Here is a 19,758-nt window from a genome sequence, read left to right as displayed (position 1 = left end):
ATGGCGGGACTCAGTGAGAGAATAAGCTCTATATGTTGTAATAACATATTGTTATAACGATTCGTCACTTCTCATTCAGAAACCACAGGGTAATCTTGTTTCATCGCCTTAACAAACACAGGGATAGCACCATGAGCAAAATTTTCGAGGACAACAGCCAGACCATAGGCAACACCCCGCTGGTTCGTCTCAACCGTGTTACCAAGGGCCGCGTGCTGGCCAAGATCGAGAGTCGCAACCCGAGCTTCAGCGTCAAGTGCCGGATCGGCGCCAATCTCATCTGGGATGCCGAGAAGCGCGGCGTGCTGACCAAGGGCAAGGAGATCATCGAGCCCACCAGCGGCAACACGGGTATTGCTCTGGCCTTTGTGGCCGCAGCTCGTGGCTATCCCATCACCCTGACCATGCCGGCCACCATGAGCCTGGAGCGTCGCAAGCTGCTCAAGGCCCTGGGAGCCAACCTGGTACTGACCGAGGGGCCGCTCGGCATGAAGGGTGCCATCGCCAAGGCCAACGAGATCCTCGAATCCGAGCCGGGCAAATATGTCCTGTTGCAGCAATTCGAAAACCCGGCCAACCCGGAAATCCATGAAAAAACCACTGGCCCCGAGATCTGGGACGCCACCGATGGTGAGGTGGACGTGTTCGTGGCCGGCGTCGGCACCGGCGGTACCATCACGGGTGTTTCCCGCTATCTGAAACAGACCAAAGGCAAGGCCGTGGTCTCCGTGGCCGTCGAGCCGGCCGAATCTCCTGTCATCAGCCAGAAACTGGCGGGTGAAGAGATCAAACCGGGCCCCCACAAGATCCAGGGGATCGGCGCCGGCTTCATCCCGGGCAACCTGGACCTGACCCTGCTGGACCGTGTCGAGCAGGTGACCAGCGACGAGGCTATCGAGATGGCGCGCCGTTTGATGGAAGAGGAGGGCATCCTGGCCGGGATAAGCTCGGGCGCCGCCGTGGTCGCAGCCAGCCGTCTGGCCGAGCTGCCGGAGTTTGAAGGCAAGACCATCGTTGTCATCCTGCCGAGCGCGGCGGAGCGTTACCTCTCCAGCGCCCTGTTTGCCGGGGTGTTCACCGAGCAGGAACTGCAGCAGTAAATGTACGGATCTTTTCAAAACAACGGCGCTCCTCGGAGCGCCGTTTTGTTATGGACTAGACTCTGCACTTGGCCGTGACGCGAGGGAGCGTCACTCGACCCTTATTTTTTGGGGTAAAATAACAAGCGTTGCCGCGACAAAAAAAGCAGACATTCTGTGATAAATCTCATATCCTGTGCGGCGTCACGCGGTTTTTGATGGCTAGGTATCACAAAGTAACAAAGTGTTATTTTTCGTTATAAATTAATTTCAGGCCAGTCCTGATGCGGCTTTCAGCCGGATAACGGAAAAACACCGGCCAACAAACCGATTACTGCACAGAAACTTGACCTGGATTAAACCATTGCGGGTCTGCTTTCGTTACTTTACAACATATCCATACTGACACGGTGGGGCGAATCGTTTGATAAACGCTCAATCCATCAAAAAATATCAATAATATGGGGTGAAACCATGTACGAGAAGTCTGTTGTTATTACTGCTGAAAACGGCCTGCACACCCGTCCGGCAGCTCAGTTCGTGAAAGAAGCCAAAGAATTCCAAAGCGAGATCACTGTGGTCTCCGGTGGCAAGTCCGCCAGCGCCAAGAGCCTGTTCAAGCTGCAGACCCTGGGCCTGACCAAAGGCACCAACGTGACCATCCAGGCCGAAGGTCCGGATGCTCAGCAAGCCGTTGAGAAGCTGGTTGCCCTGATGGACGAGCTGGAGTAATCCAGCTTTATTCCTCCCCCACAGTCGTTTTAATAGGAAGGATTATGATATCTGGCATTCTTGCGTCCCCCGGTATCGCATTCGGTAAGGCGCTTCTTCTGAAAGAAGATGAGATCGTTATCAATCAAGGCAAGATTTCCGCCGATCAGATTGATGCCGAGATCAACCGTTTCCTCGAAGCTCGCACCAAGTCAGCTGCCCAGCTGGAAGCCATCAAAGAGATGGCTGGTCGTACCTTCGGTGAGGAAAAAGAGGCCATCTTCGAAGGTCACATCATGCTGCTCGAAGATGAGGAGCTGGAAGGGGATATCAAATCCTTCATCAAAGACAACAAGGCTTCCGCCGACAAGGCGATTTACGAGGTTATCGAACAGTACGCCAAGATGATGGCCGAGCTGGACGACCCCTACCTGCGTGAGCGCGCCACCGATTTCCGTGACATCGGCACCCGTCTGGTCAAGAACGTACTGGGCATCGCCGTTGTCAACCTGAGCACCATCGACGAAGAGGTTATCCTGGTCGCCAAAGACCTGACCCCGTCCGAAACCGCTCAAATCAACCTGAAGTACGTGCTGGGCTTTGTCACCGACATCGGTGGCCGTACCTCCCACACCTCCATCATGGCCCGCTCCCTGGAGCTGCCGGCCATCGTGGGTACCAACGATATCACCGAGCGCGTCAAGAACGGTGACGTGCTGGTGCTGGATGCGATCAACAACCAGATCGTGATCAACCCGACTGCCGAGCAACTGGCCAAGTTCAAAGAGATCCAGGCCCAGTTCCAGGCCGAGAAGGACGAACTGGCCAAGCTCAAGGATCTGCCTGCCATCACGCTGGATGGTCACCAGGTCGAAGTGTGCGCCAACATCGGTACCGTGAAGGATACCGAGGGTGCCATCCGTAATGGCGCCGAAGGCGTGGGTCTGTACCGTACCGAGTTCCTGTTCATGGATCGCGATGCGCTGCCGACCGAAGACGAGCAGTTCAAAGCCTACAAAGAAGTGGCCGAAGCGATGCCGGATCAGCCGATCATCGTCCGTACCATGGACATCGGCGGCGACAAAGAACTGCCGTACATGAATTTCCCGAAAGAGATGAACCCCTTCCTGGGCTGGCGTGCCGTGCGTATCTTCTTCGATCGCGCCGACATCATGAACGCCCAGCTGCGGGCCATTCTGCGTGCGTCTGCCTTCGGCAAACTGCGCATCATGTTCCCGATGATCATCTCCGTCGAAGAGTTCCGTAGCCTCAAAGCTACCGTAGAGACGCTGAAGGCCGAACTGCGTGCCGAAGGCAAAGCCTTTGATGAAGCCATCGAAGTGGGTATCATGATCGAGACCCCGGCTGCTGCCGTCATGGCTCATCATCTGGCCAAGGAAGTGGATTTCTTCAGTATCGGTACCAACGACCTGACCCAGTACACCCTGGCTGTCGACCGTGGTAACGAGATGATCTCCGCCATGTACAACCCGCTGTCACCCTCCGTCCTGACCCTGATCAAGATGGTTATCGATGCGTCCCACGCCGAAGGCAAGTGGACCGGTATGTGTGGTGAACTGGCTGGTGACGAGCGTGCCACCCTGCTGCTGCTGGGTATGGGTCTGGATGAGTTCTCCATGAGCGCCATCTCTGTACCGCGTATCAAGAAGCTTATCCGCAACACCAACTTCGAAGATGTGAAGGCGATGGCTGACCAAGCACTGAGCTTCGCCACTGCCGCAGAAATCGAAGCCTGTGTAGATAACTTTATTAAGCAGAAGGCAGTCTGCTAAGATCGGCTGCAAACAGCGACAAATCATCTCTAGGAGCTTTACTATGGGTCTGTTTGATAAACTGAAGAAACTGGTTTCCGACGATAGCTCTGATACCGGTGGCATCGAAATCTTTGCTCCGCTGTCAGGCGAAATCGTGCCGATCGAAGATGTGCCCGATGTTGTCTTCGCTGAGAAAATTGTGGGTGACGGTATCGCCATCAAGCCGGCTGGCAACAAGATGGTTGCTCCGTGCGACGGTACCATCGGCAAGATTTTCGAGACCAACCATGCGTTCTCTCTGGAATCCGACTCTGGTATCGAGCTGTTCGTTCACTTCGGTATCGACACCGTTGAGCTGAAAGGTGAAGGCTTCACCCGTATCGCTCAGGAAGGTCAACAGGTCAAGCGTGGCGACACCATCATCGAGTTCGATCTGGCCGTTCTGGAAGCGAAAGCCAAATCTACCCTGACTCCGGTGGTCATCTCCAACATGGACGAGATCAAAGAGCTGGTGAAGATGACTGGTGCCGTTGTTGTGGGTGAGACCCCGGTTATCCGCATCAAGAAATAATGCAGCGCTGGCCTGTGCCAGTTACTGCAGCAAAAAACCGAAGCCTTGTGCTTCGGTTTTTTTATGGCCGCTGTTCTATGGTGCAAGCCGCTTTCAGCACAGGAGAAGTGCGTTATTTCATCAGCCCGGTCATGAGTGCGAAACAGGAGGTCGCACTGATAACTGTTCTACGTTCTACGTTCTACGTTCTACGTTCTACGTGAGCGCTCAGCGGCCTATGGTCTACGGTTGGCAACGGCCATCATATCCATAAGCGGCTGGAAGGCGTAGGCACCCTGATAGGGTGAGCAGAAGGCTAGCAAGGGAGGCGGTGCATCTGGCTGGCTCATATGGGTTGTCTCCTTGCGCAGAACACTGGGAAGGGGTCTTGTCGTGGCCCTCCTCTGCCTTAGCAGGCATAAAAAAGCCGCTCACAGGGTGAGCGGCTTTTGTCATCGGCACGGCCGGCAAGAATTATCAGGCTGGCTGCTGGCCGGGCTCTGCAGGCGGCAGGCTGGAGTGGGACTCCAGCTTCTGCTCCTCTCCCTGCATGTTCTTGATGTAGACATCCATCTGGTTGAAGGCGATCTCGATGCCGTTCTCGCGGAACAGGGCATCGATCTTGCGGTTCAGCTCGTCAATGGCCGGGTTGCGATCACCCAGTTCGCTCACGAAGAAGCGCAGCTCGTGATCCAGAGTGCTGGCGCCAAAGGTGAGGAAGAAGACGATGGGTTCCGGATCCTTGAGCACCCGGCTGTTCTCCATGGCCGCCTGCATCAGCAGGGTACGGGTCAGCTCGAGATCGGAGCCATAGGCCACCCCGACCCTTACGATGACGCGGGTAATGGTGTCGCTCAGGGACCAGTTGATCAGCCGTTCGGTCATTAACTGCTGGTTGGGGATGATCACTTCCTTGCGGTCGAAGTCGGTCAGGGTGGTAGCACGAATGCGGATCCTGGAGACGGTGCCGGAGAAGCTGCCGATGGTGACGGTGTCACCGATCCGTACCGGACGCTCGAACAGGATGATGATGCCGGAGACGAAGTTGGAGAGGATCTCCTTCATGCCAAAACCGATACCGACTGACAGGCCACCCGCTACCCACTGCAGCTTGTCCCACTGGACGCCCATCATGGAGAGAGCGGTCAGCGAGCCGACCCCGATCAGCACATAGTTGAGCATGGTGGTGATGGCGTAAGCGGTGCCCTGGGCTAGGTTCAGCTTGGAGAGCACCAGCACCTCCAGCAGACCCGGCAGGTTGCGGGCCAGCGACCAGGCTCCCCCCAGCAGGAGGAAACCGATCAGCACGTCGCTCAGGCTTATGGGGAAGAGCACTGCATTGGCGCCAGTCCCTTCACTGCGATGCCACAACACCATGCTGTCGAGGTAGGCGAAGACCGCCACCAGATCGGACCAGAGCCAGTAGAAGGCGACGCCAAAGATCAGTAGCAGCACGGTGCGAGTCAGACGCAGGGACTGCTGGCTGACCTCTTCCAGATCCATGGGCTGCTCTTCGATGGATTCTCCCCCTTCCGCATCCTCCTGGGCCTTGTGCTCCCGCTTGGCCACGGCACGGCGGTAGGCCAGGCGGCGGGCCGCCAGCTCGAGGCCACGCAGGGCGGTGCGATAGACCAGGCTCCAGAGGATGAGCATGTAGAAGGATTCGATCAGGCGACCGGTCAGTTTCAATGCCGTGTAGTAGTAGCCCAGACCGACCAGTATGATCAGGGCCACGGGGGCCAGCGCCAGAGCCATAGCGACGATGGACTTCTGCATGCTCGTCTCGCCCTTCATGCGGGCGCGGGAGATGGGGAAGACCAGATAGGCGGTCAGGCCCAGTAGCGCCAGAGTGAGCGCCTGGCCGATCACGTCGTTGCCAAGGGTGGAGGGTTCAACTACCGCCTTGGTCGACAGCATGATGAGGGGCAGCAGCGGCAGCCATAGATAGTGCATGCTGTTGCGCTTGGCCTGCAGCTCGGCTTTCGGTATGCGGAAGTGGCTTTCGGCGATGCCGCCCGGACGCATCACGGAGAGGTAGACGCTGAACACCAGATAACCCAGTGCGAGGTTCAGGGTGATCTGGAAGATAAGCTTGGGAGTGAGCAGACCACAGTAGGTCAGCAGCAGGCCGATGGCGAGGATGAACAGGCTGCCCGGCAGGCGCTCCAGCACGGTATATAAGAGGGCCGCCGGGGTATGCCACTGGCTGTCCTGGCGGAAGCGGCCCAGATCCTTGGCGATCTTCTTCTGGCGCTCGATCAGGGTCGGGCGCTTCCAGATCAGCAGACCGGCGACCAGCATCAGGGGAAGGGAAAGCAGCGAGATGGGCAGCACCATTTCCCCCCAACCCTTCCAGTCAGGTTTCAGCACCCAGTCGGAGGCCTGTTTGAAGGCCTGGGCCGGCCAGCTGATGAACCACTTGCCGTCGATGGGCTTGTTGCTGCTTACCCAGAAGATATGTTGCTGCAAGGTAAACTCGACCGAGGCATAGACCCGGCTCAGCTGCTGCTGGGTCAGCTGCAGGCTGATGGCATTGGTGAGCTGGCTGTCGAGCTGGCGGTTGAGCTGATCCAGCAGATTGATGCGGGTATCGAGCAGCTTGGAGAGGCTGGCCCTGTCTTCGGCAGTGACGGGATCAGGGCTCTGGGCGATGAGGTTGTCCAGATACTGGTTCTTCTGGAACAGCTGGTCGCGTTGCTGGCTCAGCTCGAACTGGGCCAGATGCAGGTCGGCAATCTGCTCTTCCAGGTTCTTGACGGCGACGGTCGGTGCCGCCTCCAGCTGCTGGTAGAGCTGATAGAGAATGCGCGAGAGCAGCAGATTGCCCTTGAGCATCTGCACCTGTTCATTGAGGTTGCGTTCGGTCTGGGTGCCGCGCTCCAGCCAGCTCTTGGCCTGCAGATTCTTCTGCACCAGCGAGTTGAGGTTGGTGGTGGCGCTGATCAGTTGCTGGCTGAGCTGGTGGTTGATCTCCTGCTCTCTTTGTACCAGCGGACTGTCTTCGGTGGCCACCAACTCGCCAGTCTGCTCGGCGGTTTTCTCGGTGTCACCCAGGCGCTTGGCGCTGCTCTGCTCCTGCAGCAGTTGCAGCTTTTGCTCTTCGCTGGCGAGACGGGCGCTCTGGTAGTCGCGCTGCTTGATCGCGAGATCCTGCATGCTGGTACGGTTGTCCAGCTCCTTCTGCAGATTGGCCAGCTGCAACTCGAGCAGTGCCAGCTCGGTATTGAGCTTCATCTTCTCGGCACTGCTGACACCCTCGCCGGTATTGAGGCGGCTGCGGATCTCCTGGCTGCGCAGGTAGACCCGGCTCATGCTGGTCTGGGCGCGCTCCGGCAGGGTCTGCAGATTGGTGAGCTGGCTGGCGATGGCACCGAGGGCTTCCTGGGCGTTTTGCATGTTCGCCAGCACATCGGGCTGGCGGCTCTCCAGCTCGTTCAGACTCATGCTGGCGTATTCGCTCTTGATCTGCTCCGCACTCTTGCCCTCGTTCAGGGCGTTGAGTTTGGCGCCGATGTCGCGGATCTCGGCCGGAAGTGCCCGGATCCGCTGAGCCTGGGCCTTGGCCTTCGCCTCTTCCTTGTCGATGCTGTCGAGCAGGCTGAGGGTGTCGGTCAGAAATTTCTGATCGGCTTGTTGCGAGACGGTGAGGGTCTCGGATTTACCCAGGCTGTCCAGGGCACGCTGGACGCTGGCGCGCTGGGGAACCTCTTGTGCCATGGCCTGCGCAGTGCAGAGGCTGGCGAGTAGACAGAGCAGCGGCAACAGGGTGGCCGAGGCTCTTTTCAATCGTATTGAGAGCATAAAACTTCCGGGTTATTACTCGATGTACGGGGGATATCCCGCTTAAATTAAAACCGCGTGGATTCTATCATCGGGTTTGTCAGGGAAGCAGGGGGAGGGATAAAAAAAACGGCGCCCGCAGGCGCCGTTTTCAGCAGTTCGGTACGGATTACAGTACGTGAACAGAAGCGGTGTTGGTGGTGCCGCTCGGTACCAGAGCACCGGAAACCATGACAACCACGTCACCCTTCTGACCCATGCCGCTCTCCAGCGCCACTTCTTTACCGATGCGATAGAAATCGTCGGTAGAGGCGATGCTGTCAACCACGTGAGTCATGACACCCTTGGTCAGTACCAGCTGGGCAGCAGTCTTCTTGTTGGTGGTGATGGCCAGGATCCAGGCTTTCGGGAAGTACTTGCGGATGGCCTTGGCGGATTTGCCGCCTTCGGTGGCAACCACGATCAGCGGGGCATCCAGCTTCTCGGTGGTCTCTACCGCACCCTTGCACACGGCTTCGGTGATGCGCAGCTTGTTGCTGTCGTTGGACGCAGACAGGTTGGACGGCATCACGGCATCGGTACGCTCGCAGATGGTGGCCATGATGGTCACGGCTTCCAGCGGGTATTTACCCTTGGCGGATTCACCGGACAGCATGACCGCATCGGTACCGTCCAGGATGGCGTTGGCCACGTCGCCGGCTTCGGCGCGGGTCGGACGCGGGTTCTTGATCATGGAGTCCAGCATCTGGGTCGCAGTGATGACCACTTTGCGGGCCTTGTTGCACTTGGCGATGATCATCTTCTGGGCGAAGATCACCTCTTCAACCGGGATCTCTACACCCATGTCGCCGCGAGCGACCATGATGCCGTCGGAGACAGCCAGGATGTCGTCGAAGTTGTCCAGGCCTTCCTGGTTTTCGATCTTGGAGATGATCTGGATGTTCTCGCCACCGTGGGCCTTCAGGTGCTCACGGATTTCCAGTACGTCTTCTTTCTTGCGGATGAAAGAAGCAGCAACGAAATCAACACCCTGCTCGCAACCGAAGATCAGGTCGCGCTTGTCTTTCTCGGCCAGGGCCGGCAGCTTGATGGAGACGCCCGGCAGGTTGACGCCCTTGTTCTCGCCCAGGTCACCGTTGTTCAGCACTTTACAGACAACTTCGCGCTCGGTGATTTCGATGACGTCCAGACCGATCAGGCCATCGTCAACCAGGATGCGGTTGCCGACGCGCAGGTCGTTGGCGAAACCCGGATAGGTCACGGCGACCTTGTCCTTGTTGCCAACCACGGTCTGGTCGGTGGTGAAGGTGAAGGTCTGGCCGGCGACCAAGGCGACATCGTTGCCACCTTCCAGCTTCATGGTGCGGATTTCGGGACCCTTGGTGTCCAGCAGGATGGCGGCTTGCTTGCCGGTTTCGGCCATCACGGCACGCAGGTTGCTGATACGGGTACCGTGCTCTTCGTAGTCACCGTGGGAGAAGTTCAGGCGCATGACGTTCATGCCGGCATCCAGCATCTTGGCCAGCATTTCTTTGGATTCGGTCTTGGGACCGATGGTGCAGACAATTTTGGTCTTTTTCATGTCAGTCTTCATGGTTAAGGAGTTTCCGCCGAGCAATATACACCAGTTTTTGGATTCTTTTTATGATCCAGAAACAACGTTTTGACTAGATAACGTTTTCTTTTCAGGGATAACGTTTTCCTGATTGTCACTTTTCAGGGTATACACCTACTGGTCTGAGCTGACAGGGGACAAGTGTTTCCATCTGTGTCTTGGCGGCCGATTCAGGAGCAAATGTTGTAAAATGACAACTTGCTCAGTGTCACCGTCCTGTCACCCGCATGGGCAAGAATGTTAGTTCATTCGTCGGCATCTGAAGGGTTTCAGGATGAAAAACAGTGGATGGGCGGGGCCCGGGCTGTTTCTGCTGGGGGCCAGCTTGCTGGTGATGCCAACGCGCTTTTGGCCAGACAATCAAGGCTGGCTAAGCGGAGTGCCACGGCACGAAAGTGCGCTGACACTGGGCTGGCGGGAATGGCAGGATCAGCAAGTGGCCACCAGGCTGGCCAGCCGTCTCCTAGTTGCGGGGGAGAGGGGTACCGATAAACGAAATGCTCACTTGCCCGCAGAGCGGCAAGAGTGAAGCAGGGTTTTAGCTCTCGATGATTATCAATAATTGGTAAACAGTGCTTATCCATTTCACCTGATTGTTAACCTGAAAGGGTGGGCAGATAATGTACTCCAACGGCGTTATTCCTTGTGAATGGCGCCACCCGATACCTTGTTGGAGTGACTGTCATGTCCCTTGCCCCTGTCTGGTTTATCTCCCACGGCGCCCCGGATCTGGTGCTGCGGGATCGCCCCGCCACTCGTTTCCTGAGCACCCTGCGACTGGAGGGGCTCAAGGGGCTGGTGGTCATCTCCGCCCACTGGTTCAGCCGCGAGCTGGAGCTCAACGTCGAGCCGGCTCCGGCCCTGATGTACGATTTCTACGGCTTCCCCGAGCCGCTCTACCATATGCGCTGGCCCGCCAGCAGCCCGACCTGGCTGCAGCAGGCAGTGGGTGACGAGCTGGCGGTGGCCGGATGGCAGGTCAGTACCGTGCGGCGGGAGCTGGACCACGGGGTCTGGTCACCCATGTCGCTGATCGACCCGGACAGCGAGATCCCGTTGGTGCAGATATCCATCCCCGTGAACTTCACCCCGGCGCAGCTGTGGCAGCTCGGGGAAGCGCTGGGCCGGCTGCGCGAGCAGGGGATCGGCATCCTTGCCTCCGGCGCCATCACCCACAACCTGAGGGTGCTCGGACCGGATCACTCCGCCACGGCCCCCTGGGCCCGGGAGTTTGTCCGCTGGCTCGAGCAGATGATGGCGCAAGGGGACAAGCAGGCGCTGCTCGACTATCGCCGGCTGGCCCCCGGGGCGGTGGAGTCCCATCCCCACGACGATCACCTGCGCCCCCTGTTTGTGGCGCTGGGTGCCGCCAGTGGGGCGAGCCCTGTCCGGCTGCACGAAAGCTGGGATCTGGGCAGTCTCTATATGGGGGCTTACCGCTTCGACTAAGGCGCTCGCTGTGGGCATGAACGACAAGGCCCCGCCATTGGCGGGGTCTTTTGCTATGCAATCCCGGTACCGATGGGACCAAGCGGTGCCAGTCAGGGCACGATCACCCGGCTTTCTCCGCCGCCGAGAGCCTCGACTCTCACCTGCACCCCGATCCGCTCCACCAGGGTCTGTACATGGGAGATGACCCCGATCTGGCGACCGGCCGCCTGCAGGGAGTCGAGGCTGGCCAGCGCCAGATCCAGGCTGTCCGGATCCAGGGTGCCGAACCCCTCGTCGATGAAGAGCGACTCGACCTGGGTCTGGCGCGACGACAGGCTGGAGAGGGCCAGCGCCAGGGCCAGCGACACCAGGAAGCTCTCGCCACCGGAGAGGGAGTCCACCGAGCGCACCTCGTCCCCCATGTCGAGATCCACCACCTGGAGTGCGAGATCGGTGCCGGGCACCCGCTCCAGCCGGTAGCGGGGGGAGAGCTCGCCGAGCTGGGCGTTGGCCTCCAGCAGGAGGCGCTCAAGCGTGAGGCTCTGGGCGAAGGTGCGGAACTTGGCACCGTTGGCCTGGCCGATGAGATCGCACAGTTGCTGCCAGTGATCCGCCACCGCCTGCTGGCTCGCCAACTCCTCTTGCAGGCTGCCCGCCTTGAGGGCGGCGGCCTCCGCCTGGGCCAGGGTGCTGCGGCACTCGAACAGCTGCTCGTCGAGGGTGCGACACTGGTTCTCCTGCGCTGCCAGCCGCTCGCCGAGTGCCTGCTCGGAGAGGGAGGCCAGCTCGGGGTGATGTTCCTGATAACGCTCCCGCTTGCTCTGCTCCTGTGCCAGCGCTCGTTGCCGTTCGGTGAGGCGGGTACGGGCCTCGGCCAGGGCATCGTCCAGTGACTGCAGGGCGGCGCGGCGGGCCTTGAGCTCCTCCTGGCCGATAGCCAGCAGACGGCGCAGATCATATTCGGCGATGCCGAGGGTAGTGGCGTGAGCGGCCCAGCGTCCCAACACCTCGCGTTTGCGGCGGCTGCTCACCTGCTTTTCCTGCTCCACATGGGCGAGGCGGGTCTTGAGCTCGGTCAGTCGCTCCCGCAGGGTGCGCCCGGCGCCGGCTACTTCGTCGAGCTGGCTGGCGGCCAGCTGCAACCGCGCCTGCCAGCGAGCCTCGACCTGGGGGATCCCTTCACCTTCCAGGCAGGCCGCACGGCTCGCCAGCAATCCCTGGCGCTGCTGTTCGTGCTCCTTATAGTCACGCTCCAGCTTGTGCAGCCGCTCGCGCTGGGTCTGCAGGCGGGCCTCCTGGGCACTCAGGGTCGGGGTGAGGCTGGCAATCTCGCCGGCCAGTCGCTCCCACTCGCTCTGGCCGTGCAGATAGGCCTCGCAGGTCTGCTGCCACTCGCGCCACTGCTGACTGCCTAGCCACTGGCGCCAGGGTTGGCCCCCCATCTGCTCGTCGAGCCGGTTGGCCCCCTGTTCGAGGCGCAGGCGCAGGGTGCTCTCCTGCTCGCCCATCGCCTTCACCTCCCCTTCCCAGGCGATGCGCTGGCGGTCGGCCTCCTGCCACTGCTGATCAAATTGTTGATGGCGGGTGGCCAGCTGGCTGAGTTGCTGGCGGATGCCCTGCAACTGCTGCTGCCCCTGCTGGGCCTGACGCAGGGTCTGCTGGCTCTGGGCCAGCCCCTCTTCCAGCGCCTGGCCACGACCGAGTAGGGTGTCCAGCAGGTGCTCCCATTCGGCAGGGCTCTGGCGCAGTGGCAAGGGGTGGCCGAGCAGCGCCTCCCCACCGAGCTGTTGCCAGTGCTGGGTCAGCTGCTCGGATCTCGCCGCCAGCTCGGGCAGATGCTGGCGACGCACCGCGAGCTGGCGGGTCAGCTCCTGGCGCTCCCCTTCGCCCTGCATGTGCTGGTGATTGAGCCGTTCCCACTCCAGCTCCAGGCTGCGAGCTCGCTCCGCCAGCTGACCCAGGATCCCTGCCACCTGGGGCTGACTCTGGCTGTAGGGGTGCTCCTCGGCGCCGCAAAGGGGGCAGGGGGTGCCATCGCTCAGCACGTGGCGATACTGCTCGAAGCTCGCCACGGCGCGGGCCTGCTCCAGGGCGTGGCGCGCCTCGTCACGTTGCACCGCCAGCCGCTCCAGGGCGGGGGCCAGCTCCTGGCCCTGGCTGGCGAGCCGGGTCAGAGCTTGTTCCTGCTGGGCTATCTCTTGTTGCAGGCGATCGTGCTGCTCGCCGTGGTTGCGGCCATAGTTGGCGAGATCCAGCAGCTGGCGCAGCTGGCCCAGCTGTTCTGTCTGCAATTGCCACTGCTCCTGCGCCTTGGCAAGGCGGCTCTCCCACTGCTCCTCCTGCAGATCGTCCTGCAATTTTTGCAGCCGCTCCTGCTCCTGGCGCCAGTAGTCACGCTCCTGCCGGCCTTGCTCCAGCTGGTGTTGCAACTGCTGCAGCGCACGCACCTTGTGCTCGCGCAGGGTCAGCAATTGTTGCAGCTTGTCGGCATCCTCGGCCCAATCCTGCATCGCGGTGAGCAGGGGTTGCCACTGGCGAGCCTGGGGAGCCAGCTCCCTGTGCTCTTCGAGCCAGGCGCCCCACTGCTGATACTGGCTCTTGAGGGCGGCTACCTGTTGGCTCAGCTCCTGCCAGCTCTGCTCCAGGGTGAGCTGCACCTCGCGCTCCTGGCTTCCCTCCTGCTGGATCTTCTGCAACTGCTGCTGTTTTTCCAGCAGCCGGGTGTCGAGCTCCTGCGCTCGCTTGAGCTCGGGTTGCAGGGCGCCCCACTCCCGCTCGGCAGCAATCTTGTCCGCCAGCAACTGCTGCTCATGGAGCGCATTTTGTCTGGCCTGCTCCTCGAGGCGGTCCAGCTCCGGCCCAAGCTCGGCGATCACCTTCTCCTGCTGCTGCACCTCCAGGGTGAGGCGCGCCAGCTCATCGTGATCGGCGCGGGCCACCTGGGCCTGCTCGGCCCGGGCAAACTCCTCCCGCTCGGGGGCCGCAGCATCGTGAGCCTGCCGGGCAGCGCTCAGTGCCTCTTCCCCTTCGCGGCACCCCTGCAACTGGGCTGCGATGCGGCCATCCAACTCCCGCAGATCCTGCATCAGCTGGCGCTGCTGTTGTTCGTGCTTGAGGGTGGTGGAGAGGGTGAGCTGGCGAGCGATCCACGCTTCACGGGTCGCCTCGTCCATCAGCGCCACGTCGCCGAGGCGCTGCGCGATGGCGGCGAGCTTCTGCTGCTCTTCCCGCGCCCGTTCATAGGTCTGGATGGAGATGGCGGAGTAGAGCTCGGTGCCCGTCATCCGCTCTAGCAGGGCGGAGCGTTCGTTGGCATCGGATTTGAGGAAGGCGGCAAACTCCCCCTGGGGCAGGATCACCGCACGGCGAAACTGCTCCCAGGAGAGCCCCACCAGCTCGTCGATGCGCTCTTGCAATTCCCGTTTGCTGCCAGAGAAAACCTGGCCCGACTCGACGTCGGTCAGGCTGCGCTCCTGGGCCTGAAAGCGCCCCTCAGCCCGGTTACGGGCCCGGCGCACCGCCCAGCGGGCCAGCCAGGTGCGACCGTCACAGCCGCGAAACTGCACCTCGGCAAAGCCGCTGGCGTGGCCGCGGCTGAGGATGCCGCGCACGTCGTTGGCCTTGAGCTTCTCCTCGTCGTCCGCGCGGCCCACCTCGGCCACGTTCTTGCGGTTGGCGACAAAGCGCGGCATCTCGTCATAGAGCGCCAGACAGATGGCGTCGAGCAAGGTGCTCTTGCCCGCCCCCGTGTTGCCCGTGATGGCGAACAGTCCGGTGGCGCCGAGGGCCCCTTTGGTAAAGTCGATGGTGAAGGGGCCGGTCAAACTGGCCAGATTTTCACCTGACAGGGATAAAATTTTCATGCGCCGGCCTCCTTCACCTGCTCCAGGATCTCTTCAAACGAGGCAACCAGCCCGACCTCGGGCTCACCTTCAAACTGGCGTTGATAACAGAGACGAAACACCTCGGTGGGGGAGAGTTCGTCCAGCCTGCGCCGCTCACGGCCATCGGCCAGCCCCTGTCCCGACCCCTGATACTGGGTGTTGATACGGGCGAGGCGCACCGGCTTGCCCGCCAGCGCCGCCAGAATGCGCTCGCGGATACGGGCCTCGGGTTTGGGCAGCAGCAGTCGCACCTCGAGGAAGGGTTGCGCCTCCTGCGGGCGATCCGGCAACTCAAGCGCGTCGATGGCGGCCAGGGCCTCGTCAAGGGAGCCCAGTGGCAGGCGGATCATCTCGACGCTGCGGGGCACCGGGATAGGCTCTACCGCTGTGAGCTGGCCGGCTTCCAGTGTCACCTCTAGTACCTGATGGCGGTAGCCGGTCTCGGTCAGCGACAGGGGCAGCGGCGAGCCGCTGTAGTGAACGCCTTCAGCCGGGCGCTGGGCCAGATGCAGGTGGCCCAGCGCCGTGTAGTCGGCGCCAGCGAAGATGTCGGCGGGCAGGGCGTGCTGGTTGCCGCCAAGCACCCGTCGCTCCGACAATTCCGAGAGCTGGCCCGCCGCCAGATAGGCATGGCCCATGGCGATCAGGGCTTGATCCTGCTCGCAGCGCTTGCGCCCCTCGGCGAGCACTTCTGCATAAATCTGACGCACCCCCTCAATGAGTCTGTCCTGCCCCTCGGCCAGCGGTTCGACCCGCAGATCGCTGCTGCGCAGAAACGGCACGGCGGCGCACCAGGCGGCCACCTTGCCTTCGTTGTCGTGCAGCGGCACCAGCAGGCGATCGGTCTCAAGCTGGCCATCCTTGTCCCGGCTGATGCTGCCCACCAGATGGAGATCGAAGGCCCGCAGCAGTTCGTGGGGGGCATCGAGCTTGGAAGGGGAGTCGTGGTTGCCCCCGATCAGCACCATGTCGAGGTTGGGCATCTCGGCCCGCAGCCGCGCCAGAAAGCGGTAGAGCTGCTGCCAGGCGCTGGCGGGGGGATTGGCGGTATCGAACAGATCGCCTGCGACCAGCAGGGCGTCTATCTGGCGTGCCTTGAGGGTGTCGGTCAGCCAGTCGAGGAAGACATCGTGTTCAAAACGGCGGTCATGGCCATGGAGTTGATGGCCAAGGTGCCAGTCGGCGGTATGGAGGATTTTCATGAGAAAGCAACCCGGATCCTGGGACGGTGCTAACGGCACCCGATGGAGACAAGATGAGGATCCCTCTCGCTTTTTTCAAGGGAAACTGGCCGCCAGCTTGGCGTCAAGCGGGTATGCAGCGCATCCGGTATTGCGGGTGGCCGGTAAAGGGATCGGACTCCTCGCCCTCGATCATGAAGCCGTGACGGCGATAGAAGCGCACCGCCGGCTCGTTTTCCACGAACACCCTGGCATACAGCGAAGCCCCCTGGCGTTTGGCCTCCTGCAACAGGGCATGACCCACGCCGCGCCCTTGCCGGTCGGGGCGTACGAACAGGGCCGCCAGGTAGTCATCCACCAGCGCGATAAAGCCAAGCAAGTCGCCGCGCTCCTCAAACACCCAGATGCGGGCACGATCCAGATAGCGGGAACGCAACTCCTCCTGGGCCTGCCACCAGCAGGAGGCATCGACGAAATCGTGTGCTTGCAGGGAGGCCAGCAGCCAGATTTCGACGATCTCTTCCATGTCTTTCGGGCTACTCGGCCGCAACATGCTTTGATCCTTGTTAACAATTCAAACATTCGCAGTCTAGGGGAGTTTGCCGATCGAGTCGGGGGCGAACATGACTCCCTGTGACGTCGATCGTCCTTTATTTAGCGAGAATGATTGGCTGATCACAAAGCGCCTCTCTAGTACAATGCCCGCCGGACAATCTAGAGACCGAGGACGCCATGTGGTTTAAAAACCTGCAGATTTATCGCTTTACCCGCCCCTTTGACCTGACCGTGGATCAGCTGGAGACTCAGCTTGAGGCCTGCGCCTTCACCCCGTGCGGCAGTCAGGACATGTCCCGTTTCGGGTGGGTCAAGCCTCTTGGCAAATTCGGTTCCACCCTGACCCACAGCGCCTCCGGTCACATCCTCATCTGTGCCCGCAAGGAGGAGAAAATGCTGCCGGGTACCGTGGTCAAGGAGATGCTGGCGGAGAAGGTAGAGGCGATCGAGTTCGAGCAGGGCCGGGCCCTCAAGAAGAAAGAGAAGGAAGCGCTCAAGGAGGAGATCCTCCACACCCTGTTGCCGCGCGCCTTCAGCCGCACCAGCCAGACCTTCGCCTGGATCAACCCTGCCGACAACCTGATGGTGGTGGATGCGGGCTCCGCCAAGAAGGCGGACGATCTGCTGGCCCTCTTGCGCAAGTCCATCGGTTCCCTGCCGGTGGTGCCGGTGGCCCTGAAGAACCCGCCCGAGATCACCATGACCGAGTGGCTGAACGAAGGCAATCTGCCGGCCTCCTTCACCCTGGAGGATGAAGCCGAGCTGCGCAGCGCCATGGAGCACGGCGGTATCATCCGCTGCAAGCAGCAGGATCTGATGACCGACGAGATCAAGAACCACCTGGCCAACGACAAGCTGGTGACCAAGCTGGCTCTCAACTGGGGCGAGACCATCAGCTTCGTGCTGGGGGACGATCTCTCCATCAAGCGCCTCAAGTTCAGCGAAGAGCTGCGCGAGCAGAATGACGACATCACCAGCGAGGATCCGGCAGCCCGTCTGGATGCCGATTTCGCCCTGGTGACCGCAGAGCTGGCCCAGTTCATCCCGGCGCTGTTTGCCGCCATGGGCGGGGAAGAGCAGTCCATCTGATGCACTCCTTGTCAGCAAGAACCGCCTGCGGGCGGTTTTTTTATGGCCGCATGAGTCGGTTCAATCTGTTGATAAATGAGTAAAATATTGATTTGGCTAGGTAACTTGAGTCATCAGCGCCAATCGTGACATAGTCGTCCTTTATGGTCATAAAACAGACAAGGAGAGTGTCATGTTGCGCAACCCCCTGGGGCTAGCCATCGCCCTTGCCCTGCTGGCCGGCTGTACCAGCGAACCGGGCTTTCACTATGCTGCGCCACCCCAGACCCTGATCGCGCCGGAGGCGGCCAGCGGCTGGCAGGAGAAACAGGGTTGGCAGGGCCGTGACTTCATGGTGGCTGCCGCCAATCCGCTGGCGGTGGATGCGGGCTACCAGATCATCAAGGCGGGTGGCAGCGCCGTGGACGCCGCCATCGCGGTGCAATTGGTATTGACCCTGGTGGAGCCGCAATCCTCCGGCATCGGTGGCGGCTCCCTGCTGCTGGTGTGGGATGGCCAACGGGTCAGCGCGGTGGATGGCCGGGAGACGGCCCCCGCTGCGGCCACGGATCAGCTGTTCATGAAAGATGGTCAGCCGATGGCCTTCTACGATGGCGTGGTGGGCGGCCGCTCAGTCGGGGCACCCGGCACTGTGCGCGCCCTGGCGCTGGCCCACGAGCGTTATGGCAAGCTGCCCTGGGCAAGTCTGTTCACGCCGGCCATCACCCTGGCGGAGCAGGGGTTTGTGATAAGCCCGCGCCTGGTCACCCAGCTGGCAAAAGATCCCTATCTCGCCAAAGACCCACAGGCGCGCGCCTACTTCTACCAGCCTGATGGCAGCCCCAAGCCGGCGGGCACACGGCTGACCAACCCGGCGCTGGCCAAAGTTCTGAAAACGCTGGCAGATCAGGGGGCTGATGCCTTCTATCAGGGGCCGCTGGCCGATGCCATGGTGGCCAAGGTGCGCGGTCATGCCACCAATCCCGGAGTGCTCAGCGCCGCCGATCTGGCCAGCTACCGGGCCCGGGTGAGTGACGGCCTCTGCTTTGACTATCGCCAGAGCAAGGTGTGCGGCTTCCCGACCCCCTCGTCGGGCACCATCGCGCTTGGCCAGATCTTCGGCATGCTGGAGAGTCGCAATATGGCGGCCCTCACACCCGTCACCACCCCGGCAGGGGGGCTTGCCGCCTCGGCTGACGCCATCCATCTCTACAGCGAGGCGGCGCGCCTCGCTTTCGCCGATCGCAACCGGTATGTGGCCGACAGCCGTTTCGTATCGGTACCGCTGGCCGGCCTGCTCGATAAAGGCTATCTGGCTGAGCGTGGGCGGCTTATCGGCGAACGCTCCATGGGGATAGCTCAACCGGGCTCGCCGCCACAGGCGCTGGCCATGGGCCGCGATGCCACCCCCGAGCTGCCGTCGACCAGCCACATCTCCATCGTCGACCCGAGCGGCATGGCGATCTCTATGACCAGTTCCATCGAGGATGGCTTCGGCTCGCGCCAGATGGTCAACGGCTATCTGCTCAACAACCAGCTCACCGACTTCTCCTTCACCTCGGTGGATGCTGCCGGCCTGCCGGTGGCCAACCGGGTGGAGCCCGGCAAGCGGCCGCGCTCCTCCATGTCGCCCCTGCTGGTGTTTGACAAGGCAAGCGGCGAGCTGGAGATGAGTCTGGGCTCCCCGGGTGGTTCGGCCATCATCAACTATGTGGGCAAGACGCTGCTGGGGACCCAGGATTGGGGCCTCAATCTGCAACAGGCCATCAACCTGCCCAACTTTGGCAGCCGCAACGGTCCTACCGAGCTGGAGGCGGGACGCACCCCGGATGCCGTGGTTGAGGGGCTGAAGGCGAGGGGGCACGAGGTGGTGCTCAATGAGCAGACTTCTGGCCTGCAGGGGGTAGAGCGCAACAAAGAGGGATGGTTTGGCGCCGCCGATCCGCGCCGCGAGGGGATCGCCAAGGGGGAGTGAGGTGTTCCCGTCGCAGCCGTTCCATCACAACAAGGCCAGCATGATGCTGGCCTTGTTGTTGGTGCGTGACGGGCTCGAAGAATGCGTTACTGGATGCCTGGCAGCTCCACGTCGAAGATCAGGACAGAATTGCTCAGTGGGATCTTGCCGGTGA

The 19,758-nt window shown here is 61.2% G+C and carries 12 protein-coding genes; 7 read left to right on the top strand and 5 right to left on the bottom strand.

Going from position 1 to position 19,758, the window contains the following annotated elements:
- The first annotated feature begins 131 nt into the window (after window positions 1-131).
- From cysK to crr, 4 genes are all read left to right on the top strand, one after another.
- Complete coding sequence (gene cysK, locus ACB034_RS04230; RefSeq protein WP_042027719.1) at window positions 132-1,100, top strand: cysteine synthase A; 969 nt, start codon at window positions 132-134, stop codon at window positions 1,098-1,100.
- 453 nt (window positions 1,101-1,553) lie between these two features.
- A complete protein-coding gene (locus tag ACB034_RS04225) occupies window positions 1,554-1,811 on the top strand; it encodes an HPr family phosphocarrier protein (RefSeq protein WP_026457936.1) in 258 nt (85 codons plus the stop codon).
- 44 nt (window positions 1,812-1,855) lie between these two features.
- Complete coding sequence (gene ptsI, locus ACB034_RS04220) at window positions 1,856-3,583, top strand: phosphoenolpyruvate-protein phosphotransferase PtsI (protein ID WP_042027718.1); 1,728 nt, start codon at window positions 1,856-1,858, stop codon at window positions 3,581-3,583.
- A 43-nt stretch (window positions 3,584-3,626) separates the two neighbouring features.
- Entirely contained in the window at window positions 3,627-4,136 is a 510-nt protein-coding gene (crr, locus tag ACB034_RS04215; RefSeq protein ID WP_026456550.1) for a PTS glucose transporter subunit IIA, read from the top strand.
- 456 nt (window positions 4,137-4,592) lie between these two features.
- Here the strand turns inward: crr and mscK are convergent, their stop codons facing one another.
- Window positions 4,593-7,916, bottom strand: a complete 3,324-nt coding sequence (gene mscK / locus ACB034_RS04210) for a mechanosensitive channel MscK (RefSeq protein ID WP_342012941.1) — start codon at window positions 7,914-7,916, stop codon at window positions 4,593-4,595.
- A 148-nt stretch (window positions 7,917-8,064) separates the two neighbouring features.
- Window positions 8,065-9,477, bottom strand: coding sequence for a pyruvate kinase PykF (gene pykF / locus ACB034_RS04205; protein ID WP_042027715.1), 1,413 nt, complete (start codon window positions 9,475-9,477; stop codon window positions 8,065-8,067).
- A gap of 717 nt (window positions 9,478-10,194) precedes the next feature.
- On the opposite strand from pykF, the gene ACB034_RS04200 reads away from it, so the two are divergent.
- The gene (locus ACB034_RS04200; RefSeq protein WP_371172171.1) at window positions 10,195-10,959 is read left to right on the top strand and encodes a class III extradiol ring-cleavage dioxygenase; all 765 of its coding nucleotides are present in this window, start codon (window positions 10,195-10,197) and stop codon (window positions 10,957-10,959) included.
- 92 nt (window positions 10,960-11,051) lie between these two features.
- On the opposite strand, the gene ACB034_RS04195 is transcribed toward ACB034_RS04200, so the two are convergent.
- From ACB034_RS04195 to ACB034_RS04185, 3 genes are all read right to left on the bottom strand, one after another.
- Window positions 11,052-14,804 carry an AAA family ATPase gene (locus ACB034_RS04195; protein WP_371172170.1) on the bottom strand — a complete coding sequence of 1,251 codons (3,753 nt, stop codon included), beginning with the start codon at window positions 14,802-14,804 and terminating at the stop codon, window positions 11,052-11,054.
- Window positions 14,801-16,027: an exonuclease SbcCD subunit D C-terminal domain-containing protein gene (locus ACB034_RS04190; protein ID WP_371172169.1), complete on the bottom strand. Its 1,227-nt coding sequence runs from the start codon at window positions 16,025-16,027 to the stop codon at window positions 14,801-14,803. The genes ACB034_RS04195 and ACB034_RS04190 overlap by 4 nt, the downstream gene beginning before the upstream one ends.
- Before the next feature lie 103 nt (window positions 16,028-16,130).
- Window positions 16,131-16,559, bottom strand: a complete 429-nt coding sequence (locus ACB034_RS04185; protein ID WP_026456882.1) for a GNAT family N-acetyltransferase — start codon at window positions 16,557-16,559, stop codon at window positions 16,131-16,133.
- Between the two features lie 179 nt (window positions 16,560-16,738).
- Here ACB034_RS04185 and rdgC point away from each other — a divergent pair, with 179 nt between their 5' ends.
- Window positions 16,739-17,650 carry a recombination-associated protein RdgC gene (gene rdgC / locus ACB034_RS04180; protein WP_026456883.1) on the top strand — a complete coding sequence of 304 codons (912 nt, stop codon included), beginning with the start codon at window positions 16,739-16,741 and terminating at the stop codon, window positions 17,648-17,650.
- Window positions 17,651-17,822: 172 nt separating this feature from the next.
- Complete coding sequence (locus ACB034_RS04175) at window positions 17,823-19,604, top strand: gamma-glutamyltransferase family protein (protein WP_371172168.1); 1,782 nt, start codon at window positions 17,823-17,825, stop codon at window positions 19,602-19,604.
- The last annotated feature ends 154 nt before the right edge of the window (window positions 19,605-19,758 follow it).

Origin of the sequence: Aeromonas sp. S18(2024), from assembly GCF_041402525.1 — a bacterium.
Taxonomy (GTDB): domain Bacteria; phylum Pseudomonadota; class Gammaproteobacteria; order Enterobacterales; family Aeromonadaceae; genus Aeromonas; species Aeromonas enteropelogenes.
Note: the sequence above shows the minus strand (reverse complement) of the source record. Positions and strands in the feature narration are given on the sequence as shown.